The sequence below is a fragment of the Novosphingobium sp. genome (genome assembly GCF_965214355.1).
Classification (GTDB): domain Bacteria; phylum Pseudomonadota; class Alphaproteobacteria; order Sphingomonadales; family Sphingomonadaceae; genus Novosphingobium.
This window is the reverse complement of the sequence record NZ_CBDCBI010000002.1, coordinates 3,192,174-3,208,038: the sequence shown is the minus strand read 5'-3', so window position 1 is coordinate 3,208,038 and position 15,865 is coordinate 3,192,174. Positions and strand designations below refer to the sequence as shown.

At 61.9% G+C, this 15,865-nt stretch carries 10 protein-coding genes; 6 read left to right on the top strand and 4 right to left on the bottom strand.

Annotated features, from left to right (window positions below; translation table 11 throughout):
* The first annotated feature begins 28 nt into the window (after positions 1 to 28).
* The 4 genes from ACOOE2_RS14915 (at position 29) to ACOOE2_RS14900 (ending at position 4,752) form a co-directional block, all read left to right on the top strand.
* Positions 29 to 1,144: a YncE family protein gene (locus ACOOE2_RS14915; RefSeq protein WP_420383775.1), complete on the top strand. Its 1,116-nt coding sequence runs from the start codon at positions 29 to 31 to the stop codon at positions 1,142 to 1,144.
* A 128-nt stretch (positions 1,145 to 1,272) separates the two neighbouring features.
* Complete coding sequence (locus tag ACOOE2_RS14910) at positions 1,273 to 2,280, top strand: hypothetical protein (RefSeq protein ID WP_420383774.1); 1,008 nt, start codon at positions 1,273 to 1,275, stop codon at positions 2,278 to 2,280.
* A gap of 83 nt (positions 2,281 to 2,363) precedes the next feature.
* Positions 2,364 to 3,989 carry an ABC transporter ATP-binding protein gene (locus ACOOE2_RS14905; RefSeq protein WP_420383773.1) on the top strand — a complete coding sequence of 542 codons (1,626 nt, stop codon included), beginning with the start codon at positions 2,364 to 2,366 and terminating at the stop codon, positions 3,987 to 3,989.
* 151 nt (positions 3,990 to 4,140) lie between these two features.
* The gene (locus ACOOE2_RS14900) at positions 4,141 to 4,752 is read left to right on the top strand and encodes a S8 family serine peptidase (protein ID WP_420383772.1); all 612 of its coding nucleotides are present in this window, start codon (positions 4,141 to 4,143) and stop codon (positions 4,750 to 4,752) included.
* Positions 4,753 to 4,821: 69 nt separating this feature from the next.
* On the opposite strand, the gene ACOOE2_RS14895 is transcribed toward ACOOE2_RS14900, so the two are convergent.
* Both ACOOE2_RS14895 and ACOOE2_RS14890 read right to left on the bottom strand, forming a co-directional pair.
* Positions 4,822 to 7,518 carry a TonB-dependent receptor gene (locus tag ACOOE2_RS14895; protein WP_420383771.1) on the bottom strand — a complete coding sequence of 899 codons (2,697 nt, stop codon included), beginning with the start codon at positions 7,516 to 7,518 and terminating at the stop codon, positions 4,822 to 4,824.
* A gap of 477 nt (positions 7,519 to 7,995) precedes the next feature.
* A complete protein-coding gene (locus ACOOE2_RS14890) occupies positions 7,996 to 10,533 on the bottom strand; it encodes a TonB-dependent receptor (RefSeq protein ID WP_420383770.1) in 2,538 nt (845 codons plus the stop codon).
* A gap of 411 nt (positions 10,534 to 10,944) precedes the next feature.
* On the opposite strand from ACOOE2_RS14890, the gene ACOOE2_RS14885 reads away from it, so the two are divergent.
* A complete protein-coding gene (locus ACOOE2_RS14885) occupies positions 10,945 to 12,975 on the top strand; it encodes a tetratricopeptide repeat-containing sulfotransferase family protein (RefSeq protein ID WP_420383769.1) in 2,031 nt (676 codons plus the stop codon).
* A gap of 198 nt (positions 12,976 to 13,173) precedes the next feature.
* On the opposite strand, the gene ACOOE2_RS14880 is transcribed toward ACOOE2_RS14885, so the two are convergent.
* Both ACOOE2_RS14880 and ACOOE2_RS14875 read right to left on the bottom strand, forming a co-directional pair.
* A complete protein-coding gene (locus ACOOE2_RS14880) occupies positions 13,174 to 14,388 on the bottom strand; it encodes an argininosuccinate synthase (protein WP_420383768.1) in 1,215 nt (404 codons plus the stop codon).
* A gap of 90 nt (positions 14,389 to 14,478) precedes the next feature.
* Positions 14,479 to 14,730, bottom strand: coding sequence for a hypothetical protein (locus ACOOE2_RS14875; RefSeq protein ID WP_420383767.1), 252 nt, complete (start codon positions 14,728 to 14,730; stop codon positions 14,479 to 14,481).
* A gap of 112 nt (positions 14,731 to 14,842) precedes the next feature.
* Here ACOOE2_RS14875 and ACOOE2_RS14870 point away from each other — a divergent pair, with 112 nt between their 5' ends.
* Complete coding sequence (locus ACOOE2_RS14870; RefSeq protein WP_420383766.1) at positions 14,843 to 15,865, top strand: acetamidase/formamidase family protein; 1,023 nt, start codon at positions 14,843 to 14,845, stop codon at positions 15,863 to 15,865.

Genomic DNA, 15,865 nt, shown 5'->3' with positions numbered 1-15,865 from the left:
GGGGCCAGCCATGCTGCCGCGATCGCGCATGTTCAAATCATTCCGTACATTGACGGCGCTCGTTGCCGGCCCGCTCGCGCTCGCCGCGGCAGGTGTCACGCCAGCGCACGCCGGGACGCTGATGCTCGGGACCTATCCCGACAAGCTGTTCACGATCGACGATGTGACAGGGGCGGTAAAGGACAAGATCAAGCTGGATGCCGGCCTGCCGGTGTCGTTGCGGCTGAGCGACGATCGCAAGAAGATTTTTGCGACGACGATTACGACCAGCGGAATGGTCGTGCTGGATGCCGATACGCACAAGATCCTGACCGAATTCAGCCTGAATACCCCGACCGAGCGGTATCGGTTCCAAGGCGGCGTACCCGATCCGACCGGGCGCTATTTCTATACGGTGATGCAGCGGTTCGACAAGTTGAGCGACCGCTATACCGTGTCGAAGTTGCAGTATGTCGTGGTCGATCTGGCGCAGAAGAAAATCGTGCGCGCGGTCGATATGGAAGCGGCCGACGATGCCTTGCCCGGCGGCTATCGTGCTTCGCTGATGATCTCGCCCGATGGCAAGACGCTGTATATGTTCAAGGGCAAAGTGCTGGTCATCGATGTCGCCAGCCTGAAAGTGGTCGACCGGATCGACCTGCAAAAGGCGGATGCGGCAAATTACGAAGACGTGCAATTGGGCGGCGGGGTCGAAGGGCTGCAGCTGACGCATCCCAACGAACTGGTTTCGCTGTTCACCGCGGCCGACCCATTCGTGCACAACAAGATATTTGGCCTTGGGCGTTTCGACCTGACCGCGCGCAAATTCACGTTTACGCCGATCGGGCCGATCACCAACCAGATCTCCGGCCTGGAAGTGACGCCCGACGGCAAATATGCCTATACCACCGCAACCAATGGTGTGACGGGCAACAAGCGTTGCGAATTCTGGAAGTTCGATCTCGCCTCGTTGAAATTGGCCGACAAGGTCGAATTCAAATGCCGCTCGCGCTATACGCTCGGCATGTCGGCCGATGGCGCGAAGATTTATATCTACGGCGCGAGCTACGACATCGAAGTCTACGATGCGGCAACGCTGAAGTACGAGAAAACCTGGGACCTGGGCGCGGATGCGACCATGGCCGGGATGGTCGCGCTGCGCTGACCATGCCGGTTGTCGCTGTGGTTGGAGGCGGCGTAGGCGCGGCAACCGCTGCGCATTGCCTGACGCAGCGCGGGATCGCGGTGGTGCGGGATTGGCACGCCGGGGCACGCGGCGGCGCGCCTCTGGTCATGCTGGGCGAACAGGCGCAACATTTATTGCGCGATGTGTTCGCCGGGCAGGTGGCGCTCACTACGGCCCTGAGCCAAGCCCATCCGATCAAGCGCCGGATCGTGCGCTGGGGCAGCGACGAGCCGCACGCGGTGCCCCATTCGGCGCTGGTGATCGGGGGCAGTCGCCTGGAATCGGCCCTACGCGAGCAGCTCCCCTCCCCTTCAGGGGAGGGGCCGGGGGTGGGGGCTCTCCCCACTCGCCAAGGCATGAGCGCTTTCCCCGCATCGCCAGATATAGCCGATAGCCCCCACCCCAACCCCTCCCCTAAAGGGGAGGGGCTAACATCGGCCAATTTTGTGCTTTCGACGAAGGCGCCGCCCGCTAGCACGCTGTTGCGCTTCGGCAGGCGTGAGGCGGCGGCGACGCCCGTCGCGCTGCAACCCGGCACCGACCCCCATGCGGCGCTCGTCGAGGCGATCGATCAGGGTTGGCTGTTCCTGATCCCCACCGGTGCCAAGGATGGTTGGCTTTTAACCGTGGGCGCATTGCCCGAGGACGCCTTGCGCGAAAGCCGGCTGGTGGCAACGGCAGTCGCCGCAACCGCTGACACGGCGATCCGCTTCGAAACCGCGCCGCGCATACTCGGCCATCCGGCAACGCCCGGCGACCTGACATTGGGTACCGCCGCGCTGGCGTTCGATCCGATCTGCGGCGATGGCGTGGCGACCGCAGTACGCGGTGGCATTCTGGCTGCGGCGATCGCGGCCGAATTGGCCACTGAAACGGCGCTGGATCGCGCCGCGATGATCGGTCATTACCGCGCCATGCTGATAGCCGCCATGCGCCGCCACCTTGCCGTTTCCGCACCGTTTTACGAACGCGGCGGGCAGGGGACATGGTGGCGTGAACAGGCCGAGGCGACCGCCCGCGGCCATGCCTGGTGCACGCGTCAGCTCGCCGCGGCGGGCGAGGCGCAATTCGTGTTGATCGGCGACCGGATCGCCCTGCGGGATCGTGTCGCCTGACAACTCTGCCACCCCATTCGCCGCCCCCGCCTGTCGCTCCCATCGCCACGTGGGGGACGTACCGCCGGCTGCTGCCCTGGGTGATGCCCTATCGCGCGCGGCTGGCCGGCGTGCTGCTGATCAGCCTGTGCGCTACGGCCGTGTCGCTGGTGCAGCCATACCTGTCGAAGCTGATGATCGACAACGCGTTGCTGGTGCACAATTTCCGCGCGCTGGTTATCATCGCGATTGCGGTCGTGGCCACGACGATCCTGAGCGCAGTGCTCAATATCCTGTCGTCGTATCGCTATGTCGCGCTGTCGGCGGCGATGCTGTTCGATATCCGCGTGGCCCTGATGACGCATCTGCAAAGCCTCAGCCCCAGGTTCTACGCGCGGTTCCGGCTGGGCGACCTGATGAGCCGGATCAACAGCGATGTCAGCGATGTGCAGCGCGCGGCGGGCGATACCCTGCTGGCAGTGCTGGGCAATGTGCTGTTCCTGATCGGGTCGCTGGCGATGATGGCCTGGCTCGACTGGCGGCTGTTCGTGGTGGCGGTCGTGCTGGTGCCGGTGGCGACGGGGCTGTTCGTGTTCCTGCAACGCCGGCTGGTCGAAATTACGCGGAGCATGCGCGAACGCGGGGCGGACCTGGGCAGTTTTCTGGTCGACACGGTGATGGGCATGCGCGTGGTTACCGCGCTGGGCGGCGAAGCGCATGAGGCGCAGCGCTTTGCCACGCGCAATGGGGCGTTCGTCGGCGCAATGCTGAAGATGCAGATGGCATCGTTTCTGGCCGGTGCGCTGCCGGGCGCGGTGCTGGCGGTATCGAGCGCGGCGGTCACGCTGTATGGCGGCTGGCGCATCCTCAACGGCATGACCACGATCGGCACGCTGGTGGCGTTCATGGCGTATCAGTCGCGGCTGTTTGCGCCAGTGCAATCGCTGCTCGGGCTGTCGGCGGGGCTCGCCTCGACGCGTGTGTCGCTCGGGCGGATATTCGAACTTTTCGATACGCCCCCCGATGTTGTCGGGCCGGTGCGTCCGCGCACCGTTCCCAACGGCGCACTGTCGGTGGTGCTGGAAAACGTGCATTTTCGCCACGATCGTGATGCCGTGCTGGCGGGCGTCGATTGCGCGATCCCGGCCGGCGCGATGGCGGCGATCCTGGGCGAAAGCGGGGCGGGCAAGTCGACGCTGGCCGATCTGGTCGTGCGGTTTCGCGATCCCGATGCGGGCCGCGTGCTGATCGGCGGGATCGATGCGCGCGAATTCGCCTTGCGCGATTTGCGCCAAGCGGTCGTGCTGATCGACCAGACGCCGTTTCTGTTCAACGCGTCGATTGCCGAAAACATCGCGTTTGCGGTCACGGCGCCTTCGCGTGAGGCGATCATGGCGGCGGCGACCGCAGCGGGGCTGGGCGATCTGCTCGCGCGGATGCCGCAAGGGCTCGACACGCCGGTGGGTGAGCGCGGGCAGGCATTGTCGGCGGGCGAGCGCCAACGCATCGCGCTGGCGCGCGCGCTGCTGCGCCGCCCGGCGGTGCTGGTGCTCGATGAACCCAGTGCGGCGCTCGACACCGAAACCGAGCGGCGCGTCGCGGCGGGGCTGCGGCATGTGCTGCCCGATGCGACGATCCTGATCATCACGCACAAGCCCGCGCTCGCGGACCTGGCCGATATGGTGATCACGCTCGGCGACGGACAGGCGCAGACCGTGACGAGGTTGTAAAGTATGCAGACGTCTTCCCCCCTCCCCTTCAGGGGAGGGGCCGGGGGTGGGGCCTCTCGGCTACAATCCCTTGTTGCGACAATCCCCAAGCGTTGGCGAGCGGGGCGAAGCCCCACCCCAACCCCTCCCCTGAAGGGGAGGGGCTAAAGGCATGCGCGTCGCGGTGATCGACAGTGGGGTATTTCCCGCGCATTCGCATATCCTGTCCGCGCGCCTGTTGCGCGGCGTCGCCATTGCCGCCGATGGCTCTATCGATCACAGCCCCGATGCGATGATCGACCGGCTGGGCCACGGCACGGCGGTGACTGCGGCAATCCAGGAGCTGGCGCCCGATGCCGAAATCCTGACCGTGCGCGTATTTCGCGAAGGCCTGCGCGCCAGCGCGCGGGCTTTGGTCGAGGCGATCGTCTGGGCGGCCGGCGCCGGCGCCGACGTGATCAATTGCAGCCTGGGCACGCCCAATGCCGCGCATGCCGCGCTGTTTGCCGATGCCGTTGCACGGGCAGCTGCGGCGCGGATCGTGGCGCCGATGGTCGGCGCCGACGATGCGCCATGCTGGCCCGGGCAATGCGACGGCGTGGTGCGCGTCGGGCTGGACTGGGATCTGCCGCGCGGCGTCGCGCAGTTGCGCGGCGGGTTGTACTACGCCTCGGGCTATCCCCGCCCGATTCCCGGCGTCGAACAGCGCCGCAATCTGCACGGCATCAGCTTTGCCACCGCGCAGATCAGCGGACTGATTGCGGCAGGCCTGCTGAAACTTTGAGAATCGGGCATAAAAAATGCCCCCCGTGCGAGTGCGCACGGGGGGCAGTTGGGTGTAACCGGTTTAAACTTATTTCGTGTGATACGACAGCTTGATGCCGAAGAACTGCGGCCGGATTGTGAACGTGCGCGCGCTGCCCGCGCATTCCTGGATCGAACAGAACGTGTTCTTGGTCAGCGCACCGCGCTTGTCGAACGCGTTTTCGATGAACAGTTCCATCCGGTAGGGGCCCTTGCCGATGCCTGCCGAGAAGTCGAAGCTCACGAAGCCCGACGTGTCGCCCAGATAGCCATCGAGCGTGTTGTTGAGGTTCTGCGTCGCACCGGTCTGGTACAGCGCGGCCCCCTGGCCGAACACTTTGTAGTCGCCGAAGTCCGCATCGTAACGAATCGACGATGTCCCCTTGAACTGAGGCTGACGCGGCAGGCGTGTGCCGCCAACTGCTGCGACCGTGCCGGCGGCAGCCTGCGAACATGTGGGTAGCTGTCCGATCGTGCCGCCGGTAACAGTACCCGCGGAGTTTGTAACGGGCAAAAACTGGAAATTGCAGAAGTCGGCAGCGAGCTTGGCGTTGTTGTAGGCGCCGTTTGTCGACAGGGTAAATTCACCCAGTTTCAGGCTGGCGTCGTACTCTGCCCCTTTGACGTGCGCGGTCCCGGCATTGCCCGTTATACCTGCACCCTGGGTGCCGGCCACGACAACACTGTACTGGATCGCGTTCCAGGTTTCATAATAGACTGCTGCGTTGAACCGGAAAATGTTGTTCCAGGTCGTTTTCAGCCCAAGTTCGAAGTTCGACAGTTTTTCCGATTTGAACGGATCGACCCCAGCAATGGTGCTGGTGCCGTTTGGATTGCGGATACGCAAAGGCCGGTTGAACCCGCCCGGCCGGAAGCCGGTCGAATAGTTGGCGTAGACCATCTTGTCCGGCTCGATCTGCCAATCCAGCGCGACCTTGTGAGTCTGGCCCTTTTCGTTGTAACGGCCGACTTCATCCGTTGCGCCGGGATTGGTGTTGAGGCAGGTAAGCCGGGCAGCCGTCAGCGGGGTCGGGCAACCCCGTGTGCCCGTAGGCACGTATAGCGAAGTGATCGTGTTGTGGAACGAGCTCATCACACCGGCCACGCCAAGCGTATCATACGCCGTCCAGAAATACCGGATTCCGCCGGTGATTTTCAGGTTTGGCGTAATCTTGTAATGGCCTTCGGCAAATATCGCTTCATCATGGTAATACTGATTGTTTTCATTGAGATAGAACGTGTCGCCTTTGACGGCGGGCGTTCCGACGACCATCGTGCCATAAGTCGGTGTTCCGGTGCTCGTTGTGCCGATCTGCGTCGTCGTGGGAATGCCAAATCCGGCAGGATTGCTACCGCCCCCGGATTCGGTATAGCCTTCGATATTGCCGAGGCCCGAGATGTAGTAATTGTTGTTGTTCTCGAAGAACTGGCTCTGATAAAAGCCGCCGACAGTAACATCGAATGGCCAGCTTGCAGGGGTTTTCAGGCGAACTTCCTGCGTGAATTTTTCCTGATGCTGATCGCCGAAATACTTCTGCGTCGGGTTGATCAGGGTCGTGCACTTCAGTGACGCGCCAGATCCTGTACAACCGGATTTGTCGAAAAATTGCAGATAATTTTCGTTGCCGGCGCCGGCTTTGTCATAGGTGACGGTGTAGTAGGTGTAATCGTTGTTCAGGCGGATATGGCGCTTGAAATAGCCGGTTGCCGAAGTCAGTTCAAAATCGCCGATATGGCCGTGAATCGAAAGTTCTGCCTGAAACCAGGGGTCATCCTGGCGTGTCGTCGAATAATCGTGGACTTCCTGGTCACCCACGCGCGGATCATAGCCGAAATAGCCATAGGACGTCTGCCGCTGCGCGGTAATTTCGGGCATCACGTCCCAGCCTGGCGCTGGTTCCCACAACAGCGCGAGGCGGCCGCCGAATTCATAGATCGGGTTGTAATTGTTCTTGGCGATAGCGGCGTTGTTCAACGGGTAATTCGTGTTGGGGTCGTTATCGCCCAAATTCAAATTCGATGAACTGCCGTCGTTGAATTTGCCGTTGTTCGGGGTGTTGTTGATATACCCGCCGTCCTTGCGGTAATAGGCCATGGCGCGCAGCGCGACCGTGCTGCCCAGCGGGATATTGATGTACGATTCGATCTGGCCACCCTCGCCGTGACCGCCATACTTGTTGCCTTCGACATCCATGCCGAATTCGAATTTGCCCAGCTTGGGCTTGGCCGTAACGAAGCGAATGGTGCCGGCAAGCGAACCCGCGCCGTAAAGCGTGCCCTGCGGACCCGAAAGCGCTTCGATACGTTCCATATCATAGACATGGATATCCGGCACGCCGTTGCCGGTGATCGGTATGTCATCGAGATAGTACCCGACCGAGGCGTAGTTGCCGCCGGCGGGAACGATGCCACGAAAATAGGCCGTGGTGCGCCCGGGCCCGATCCCCGACAGCGAAACCGAAGGGAGCAGGGTGGTCAGGTCCGAAAGGCCCTGGACCTGGCGCTCTTCCAATGTGGCGGCGCTGAGCGCCTGCATCGAAATCGGCACTTTCTGGATGCTCTGTTTTTCGTGCGTGGCCGTCACGACGATTTCGGTCAGGCCCGAACTTGCATCCGGGCTGACTTGTGGTGCGGCTGCCGGCGCTTCCTGCGCAGCGGCGAACATCGGCACTGCCATGCCGGCCAGAATGGTGGTCGCACCCAACAACTTGATGAGGCGCTTCCGGCGACCCGATTGCTTAGCCATGACTTTGTAGTCCCCCATGTTCCTGATCAATTTGCGTGTTCCCGATCAATTCAAATCATGCTGGCCAAGCGATCCCGCAGGCGCAGTTCAGCGCCTTCATATTGCGGTGCAATATGAACCAGGATCTCGCTTGTGATGCTGGCGGCCACGCGGGGCAGAATTCCCCCGCCACCGGAATCGCAAGTGCGCCCGATGCTGAGCGCGCCAGCGCTCGTTCAGCTATGTATCTTATTTTTCCCCATGGACTTTCATCGGTTTGCAACAAACATGACGACCGTCCAGGTTTCATAATGCTGCATGGCAGCGATGAGTCAACATCCTTATGACGAATTTGTAATTTAGGCTTTTTTTCGGCCTGGCATGGGCGAATCAGGACCATTTTCTACGCCGAATGGCGTACGTTTTGTGCAGGTGCGAACAAAAAAGGGGGGGTGGACTGGTGTCCACCCCCCCGCAGCATTGGCGCGTTATGCCGGATCAGTACTTGAACCCGGCTTTTACGCCAAAATACTGCGGCTTGACCGGAAGGCTGCGCGATGATCCGGCGCATTCCTGGATCGAACAGAAGGTATTTTTCGAAAGGATACCGCGATCGTCACGGGCGTTTTCGATGAACAGCTCGAACGTGTATTTGTCGACGGCCAGCCCCGCTGAAAAATTCAGCGTGGTAAAGCCGTTGGTATCGCCCAATTTCATATCATTCGACAGTGACAGATCCGACGTGCTGCCCGACTGGTGGAAGACCTGCGCCTGAACAAAGCTCTTGGTCTTCATCAGGTCGAAGTCATATCGAATGGTCGAGCTGCCTTTGAATATCGGCTGGCGCGGCAGGCGGGTGCCTTTCGGAGCTTCCTCGCCAGTGGCACAATTGGGATCAGGCGCAAGATTGGTAGGCGAGGTTGGCGCGCAGAAATTACCGCTAAGCTTCGCGTTGTTATAAGCGCCGCTGGCCGAAAGCGACAGGCCGGCGACCGGGCGCCATTCAAGATCGGTTTCGATGCCATAGACACGCGCATTGCCCGCGTTGATCGTGGCGGTGGAACCCTCGCTATTGGGCACCACGACGAGGTACTGCACGCCCTTCCAGTCTTCACGATACAGCGCGCCGTTCCAGCGGAAATTGCGCCCGAAACTGGTTTTCCAACCGACTTCATAGTTGTTGAGCGTATCGGATTTGTAGGCCGGAGCCGCAGCCTGCCGGTTGCCGCCGCCCGGACGGAACCCGGTCGAATAGGTGGCGTAGATCATCTTGTCCGGCTGGAACTGCCAGGTCAGGCCCAGTTTGTGCGTTTCACCCGTCTGATGGTACGTGGTGTTGGTGTTCAGGCAGCTCAGCCGTCCAGGATGGATGAACTTGCCAAATTGCACTGCCGGGTCTTCGTTCCAGCATCCGACCCTGTCGGCGTTTCGCCACGTTCCGTCGAAACCGCGCGTACCGTTGTCTGCGATGAAATAGCGGATGCCGGCTACGACCTTGAGCCTGCTGGTGATGTTGTAATTGCCCTCGGCGAATGCTGCGCCATCCTTCGAATGGGAATCGTCCTCGACCAGGTAATAGCCGTCCGGATTGTAAACCCCGCCCACCGCCGGCGAAAATGGCGGTGCATCCGATCCGTCCAGGTTTCCGCCTGGCACGCCGGGGTTCAACGATGTGCTCAGGCCCGGGATATAATAACTGCCGTCAACGCTCTGACGCTGGTATTGGTAAAACCCACCGAGGGTAACCTGCACCGGCCAGGATTTTGGCGTGCTCAGGCGTACTTCCTGGGTAAACGTCTTGTCGTGTTCATGATTGTAGTACTGCTGTGTGGGATTGATGTAGTTCCCGTTCTTGTCGGTAAAATGGTTATAGTACGTCCCTACCGCGCCGGAGGCGACATTCTGATCATACGTGACCGAGTAATACGTATAATCGTTCGCGTTCGAGATCGTGCGGGCAAAGTATCCCGTGGCGGACACGATGTCGAAATCGCCGATCTTGCCCTGAATGGCGAGCTCGGCCTGATAGTAATGATCTTTCAGATATGTCGGGCTGTAGTCGTGGACGGCAAGGTCGCCCACGCGAGGATCGTAGTTATAGGCGCCCTTTGCATTGATATTCTGGTACGTGATACTCGGCGTGATTTTCCAGTCTGGTGCGAACTGCCAGCTGATCGCCGCACGGCCGCCGTATTCGATGTCCGGATTATAGGCGTTCTTGACCAGGTTGGAATAGAACGTGTTGTTCGTGCTTGTGCCGGGACCGTTGTCGAGCGTGATCGGCAGCGATTGATAGCCGACCGTGCCGTGCGTGTTGTTGATGTATCCGCCTTCTTTTTCATAAAAGGCCATGATGCGGATCGCGACATCATGCGCGACCGGAATGTTGATGAACCCTTCGACCATGCCGCCGGCCTTGCCGTCGCCATATTTGTCGGCCTGGACATCCATCCCGGCTTCCCATTTGTCGAATTTGGGTTTGTTGGTGATGATGCGCAACGTGCCCGCCAGCGAGCTCGCACCGAACAGCGTGCCTTGCGGACCAGAAAGCGCCTCGACCCGTTCGACGTCGTAGATGTGGATTTCGGGGTTCGCGTTGGGCGATGTCAGCGGAATATCGTCGAGATAGGTGCCGACGGTCGAATTGCGCCCGCCTGTCACCGAAATACCGCGAAAGAACGGTTGGCTGCGGCCAGGCCCGAGCGATTGAAACGACACCGAAGGCAGCATCTGCGCATAGTCGGCAAAGTTGCTGACGTTGTTCTGAGTCAATTTGGTCGCATCGAGCGCCTGGATACTGATCGGAACCTTCTGCAGGCTTTCCGGCTTGTGCGTCGCAGTCACGACGATTTCGCTGATGCCGCCGGTGCTGGCGTCCGCTGCCGGGGCGGTCGTGTCGGGCGTGGCAGGCGGAGCCTGGTCTGCCCTGGCGATGGCAGGCATCAGGCCCGCCAGGCCGGTCAACATCGTGGACGCCAGGATCAGCGCTGTTCGGCTCGATTTGCGCCGGTTCTTTGCGGCATCTTCGTTGGTCATATTTTACACCCCATTGTGGCTTTTGCCATGGGCGCCCGGCCTGTGGCCGTGGCGCGATCACCTGTATTACGCAGTCATGACCCCGCAGCTCGCAAGTGCAAGCACAAGCAAACACCCATCCTGGAGGATGGGCGCGAGATCATCATTTTATCGGCCTCACGGAACGGCGCACCCGATCTTGTTTTGCGCGCTCGTCTGCAAAACAATTTGCCTGTGATGCCACAACTGTCAACGGCCTTGCTCGCGCACCTGTAAAAAGGGTGGAACGGCATAGGCTTGGCGTGACGTGTCGCAGGGCGCCACAACGTTCGCAGGCTGGACAAGCCCTGCCATCTGGCGCAGGAATGCGCCTGTTGCGCAGACGCAGCATTCAGGTCCATCGGCGTAATTGTGGCAAGGAGCATGTCAGGCATGGCAGCACAAGGATCGGCAGGCGAAGCGACTCTGTCGCTCGATGCTGCACTGGCGCATGCCGCCGCGCTACGTAGTCGCGATCCGCAGATGGCGCTGGCCCAGGCGCGCGAAATCCTGAATGCCGTGCCCGGTCATCCGCAGGCGATGCTGATCGAGGGGCAGGTCCTGCACCATCTCGGCGATCTGCCGGCGGCGCGCGCGGTGCTGACATCCCTGGCAAAGCAGCAGCCGCGCTCGGCGATTACAGCCTTCGAGCTGGCGCTGGTCCACGGCGGTGTTGGCGAACACGATCTGGCCGCGGGGCAGCTGGAACGCGCAGTCGCGTTGAAGCCCGATTTCCTGGCCGCATGGCATGCGCTGTCAGCCGCCTTGCGCGCGGCCGGGCGCGAGACCGAGGCGCGCAATGCCGAACGCCGCGGAATTACCGCCTCGTCGCGCGATCCGGTGCTGATCAAGGCGGCCATGGCCATGCATGCCAAGGAATTTGCCGAGGCCGAGACTTTGCTGGACGAGCGGATCAGGCAGATGCCGCGCGATGCGGCGGCGATGCGGCTGCGCGGCGAAGTCGCATGGCGCCAGGGCCAATTGAACGAAGCGATCGATCTGCTGAAACGCACAATGGACATTGCGCCCGGATTTTCGGCGGCACGCGAATTGCTGATCCGCATCATGCAGATGGGCCCCGATGTTGCAGGCGCGCTGGCGCAGGCGACCGAACTGCTGGCCGACAACCCCGCCAATCCGAATAACGCCCTGCTCAAGGCATCGTTGCAGGTCCGGCTCGGCGAGCAGGAAGAGGCGGCGGAGATCTATCGCGACCTGGTGAAGCGCGGGCAGGCAAGCGAACGCGTCTGGCTCAACCTGGGGCATGTCGACAAGACGCTGGGTAACCAGGCCGAGGCGATCACCGCCTATCGCAAAGCACTGGCGCTCGATCCCGCGCTGGGCGAGGCGTGGTGGAGCCTGGCCAACCTGAAGACCGTTTCGCTGAACGCGGACGATATCGCTGCGATGCTGGCCGCGCAGGACAAAGTCGAAGACGACGAACAGGCCAGCCAGCTGCATTTCGCACTGGGCAAGGCCTATGAAGACTCAGGCGACATCGCCCAAAGCTTTGACCATTACGATCGAGCCAACGCGTTGCGGCGCAAGGGCTTGGAGTACGAAGAGGCGCGTATCGTCGGCGGGGCCAGCGAACATGCCGCGCTGTTTACCGCGCCGTTCCTGGCGGAGCGGGCGGGGCAGGGGTGCCTGTCGAATGACCCGATCTTCATCGTCGGCCTGCCGCGCGCAGGATCCACCCTGGTCGAACAGATCCTGTCGAGCCATTCGCAGATCGAGGGTACGATGGAATTGCCCGATCTGATGATGATCGGCGACCGGTTGCACGGGCGTGTCGAGGACGGCGAATTCACCAGCTACAGCGATCTGCTGACGCGGATGTCCGGTCCCGATCTGGCGCGGCTGGGCGAGGAATATCTCGAGCGTACCCGCGTGCACCGCAAGGAAGGCAAGGCGCGGTTCATCGACAAGATGCCCAACAACTGGATGTATGCCGGGCTGATCAAGCTGATCCTGCCCAATGCGACGATCATCGATGCGCGGCGTCATCCGATGGCCTGTTGCTTTTCGGGCTGGAAACAGTTTTTTGCGCGGGGGCAGCTGTTTACGTATGATCTGGCCGAAATCGGGCGGTATTATCGCGCCTATGTCGAACAGATGGCGGCGTTCGACCGTGCCGCGCCGGGCGCGGTACACCGCGTGATCTACGAGGCGATGGTCGGCGATACCGAGGGTGAAGTACGCCGCTTGCTCGATCATGTCGGCGTGCCGTTCGAAGACGCCTGCCTGGAATTTCACCGCAACCGCCGCGCTGTGCGCACCGCGAGTTCGGAACAGGTGCGCCAGCCGATCTTTACCGACGGGGTGGACCACTGGCGGCAGTTTGCGCCGTATCTGGGGCCGTTGCGCGATGCGCTGGGCGATGTCGAAAGCGCGTATCCGCGCGTGCCGGCTGAATTTCGCTAAAATTCTCCCGTTTCGGGGAGGGGGACCGCGCGAAGCTTGATGGAGGGGCTGTGCCCCAGGCGCTGATCCCGCGAAGGGTCGCGGGCGCCTGGGCAACGGTGGCGGTCTGCTTTGACGTCGTGTCCGGCCGCCCGGCCCCTCCACCACGCCCCAAGAAAGAGGGGGCGCGGTCCCCCTCCCCGTTTCGGGGAGGATTTTTTAGCGGTCGCGTTGGGCCAGCAGGCGCAGGCGCAGGGCGTTGAGCTTGATGAACCCGGCCGCGTCTTTCTGGTCATACGCGCCGGCGTCGTCTTCGAATGTAACATGGCGTTCCGAATAGAGGCTGTCGGGCGATTGCCGGCCCACCACATACGCCTGACCCTTGTACAGCTTCAGCCGCACCGTGCCGTTGACCTTGGCCTGCGAGTGGTCGATTGCGGCCTGGAGCATTTCGCGTTCGGGCGCGAACCAGAAGCCGTTGTAGATCAGTTCGGCATATTTGGGCATCAGCTCGTCTTTCAGATGCGCTGCGCCGCGATCGAGCGTGATCGATTCGATGCCGCGATGCGCAATCGCATAGATCGTGCCGCCCGGCGTTTCGTACATGCCGCGGCTTTTCATGCCGACGAAGCGGTTTTCGACCAGGTCGAGCCGACCGATGCCATGCTTGCGGCCGTATTCGTTGAGCGTGGCCAGCAAAGTCGCGGGGCTCTGCGCCTCGCCGTTGATCGCCACGCCGTCACCGTGTTTGAATTCCACCGTGATGTATTCGGCCACGTCGGGCGCCTCTTCGGGGCTCACCGTGCGCGAAAACACATATTCGGGCACTTCGGCCCAGGGGTCTTCCAGCACTTTGCCTTCGGACGAGGTGTGCAGCAGGTTGGCGTCGGTCGAAAACGGGCTTTCGCCGCGCTTGTCCTTTGGCACCGGCACCTGGTGCGCTTCGGCCCAGGCGATCAGCGCGGTGCGGCTGGTCAGGTCCCATTCGCGCCATGGCGCGATCACCTTGATATTGGGATCGAGCGCATAGGCCGACAGTTCGAAACGGACCTGGTCGTTGCCTTTGCCGGTGGCACCGTGCGCCACCGCATCGGCACCGGTTTCGCGCGCGATCTCGATCAGGCGCTTGGAAATCAGCGGGCGCGCGATCGACGTGCCGAGCAGGTAATCCCCTTCATACCGGGCATTGGCGCGCATCATCGGAAACACGAAATCGCGCACGAATTCCTCGCGCAAATCGTCGATATAGATGTGTTCGGGCTTGATCCCCATCAGCTCGGCCTTGGCGCGTGCCGGCGCGAGTTCCTCGCCCTGGCCAAGGTCGGCGGTGAATGTCACCACTTCGCAATTGTAGGTGACCTGCAGCCATTTCAGAATGACGGATGTGTCGAGACCGCCCGAATAGGCGAGGACGACCCGTTTGAAATCGGACATGGCTGGCTCCTGAAATTCTGCGCGCAATGGGTTTGGCGCGCCGGTATCAGGAGGGCGCACCTGACGCAACCAACACAGGCGCGACAACGGTCAGTGCAACTGGTCTTTTTCTGCATTCAGGCGCTGGACCAGCTGCTCGAGCTCGTCGGGGTTGAGCAGCCAGACGCGCGTCTTGCGCCCTTCACGAAACACCGGGCGGGTCAGCAGCATGCGCGCCGCCTCTTTCGCAAACGGTTTGAAAATCGCGAAATGCATCACGCAATCGCGCACTGTGCCGATAAGCGGCGTCTTGCCGTCCAGATCGATCAGCGTGGCGGGCTCGTCCCAGGTGGTGTCCAACATGCATATGTCATAGCGCGCAAAGGCCAGGCGGACAATTGCCGCGCAACACAGGCGTTGTCGCGTGCGCGACGCCGGGGCATACCGCTGCCGACACATCCCGGAGAAATTGCCGATGCGACGCCTTATGTTCACTGTGCTGGCCATCGCCACGCCCGCCTGTGCGCAGACTTACGAGCTGAAAGTCACGCCGCAGACAGTCGTATGGGGGCATTACGATGCTACGGAAAAGCCGGTGCTGACGGTCAGATCGGGCGATACCGTGGTGATCCACACGTTGCTGACCAACAGCCCAACGGGCCTGGCCAAGGCGGGCGTGGCGGCCGACGCGATCGAGCCTGAATTGCGCGCGGTGTTCGACGGCGTGCCCGCATCGGCGCGTGGACCGGGCGGGCATATCCTGACCGGGCCGGTTGCGATTGCGGGTGCGGAACCCGGCGATACGCTGGAAGTGCGGATCGTGAAAATCGATCTGGCGATCCCGTATGCCTACAATGCGTTCCGCTATGGCGCGGGATTTCTGACCGACGACTTTCCCTATTCGCGGATGAAGATCGTGCCGCTCGATGCCAAACGCATGGTCGGCACATTCGGGCCGGGGATCGAAGTGCCGCTCGCACCGTTTTTCGGCAGCATGGGCGTTGCGCCGCCGCCCGCGTTCGGCCGCTATGATTCGGCGGCGCCCACGATCAACGGCGGCAACATGGATGACAAGGCGCTGGTTGCCGGCACGAGGCTGTTTCTGCCGGTGCATGCGGCCGGTGCGCTGTTCCAGGTGGGCGATGGCCATGCGGCGCAGGGCAATGGCGAGGTTGATATCACCGCGCTGGAAACCTCGCTGGTCGGCACGTTCCAGTTCATCCTGCACAAGCATGGGGAGGGGCATGAAGTCGCGCCCTATCCGCGCGCCGAAACCCCCACCGCGTATATCGCGATGGGGTTCGACGACGATCTGAGCAACGCCACGCGCAAGGCGCTGCGCAACATGGTCGATTTCCTGGTCGCGGCCAAAGGCATGACGCGCGACGATGCCTATATGCTGATCAGTGTGGCCGGCGATGTCGAAGTGACCGAACTGGTCGACCGCAACAAGGGCGTGCATGTCGTGGTACCAAAGGCGCTGTTCAAGCGCCGCTGA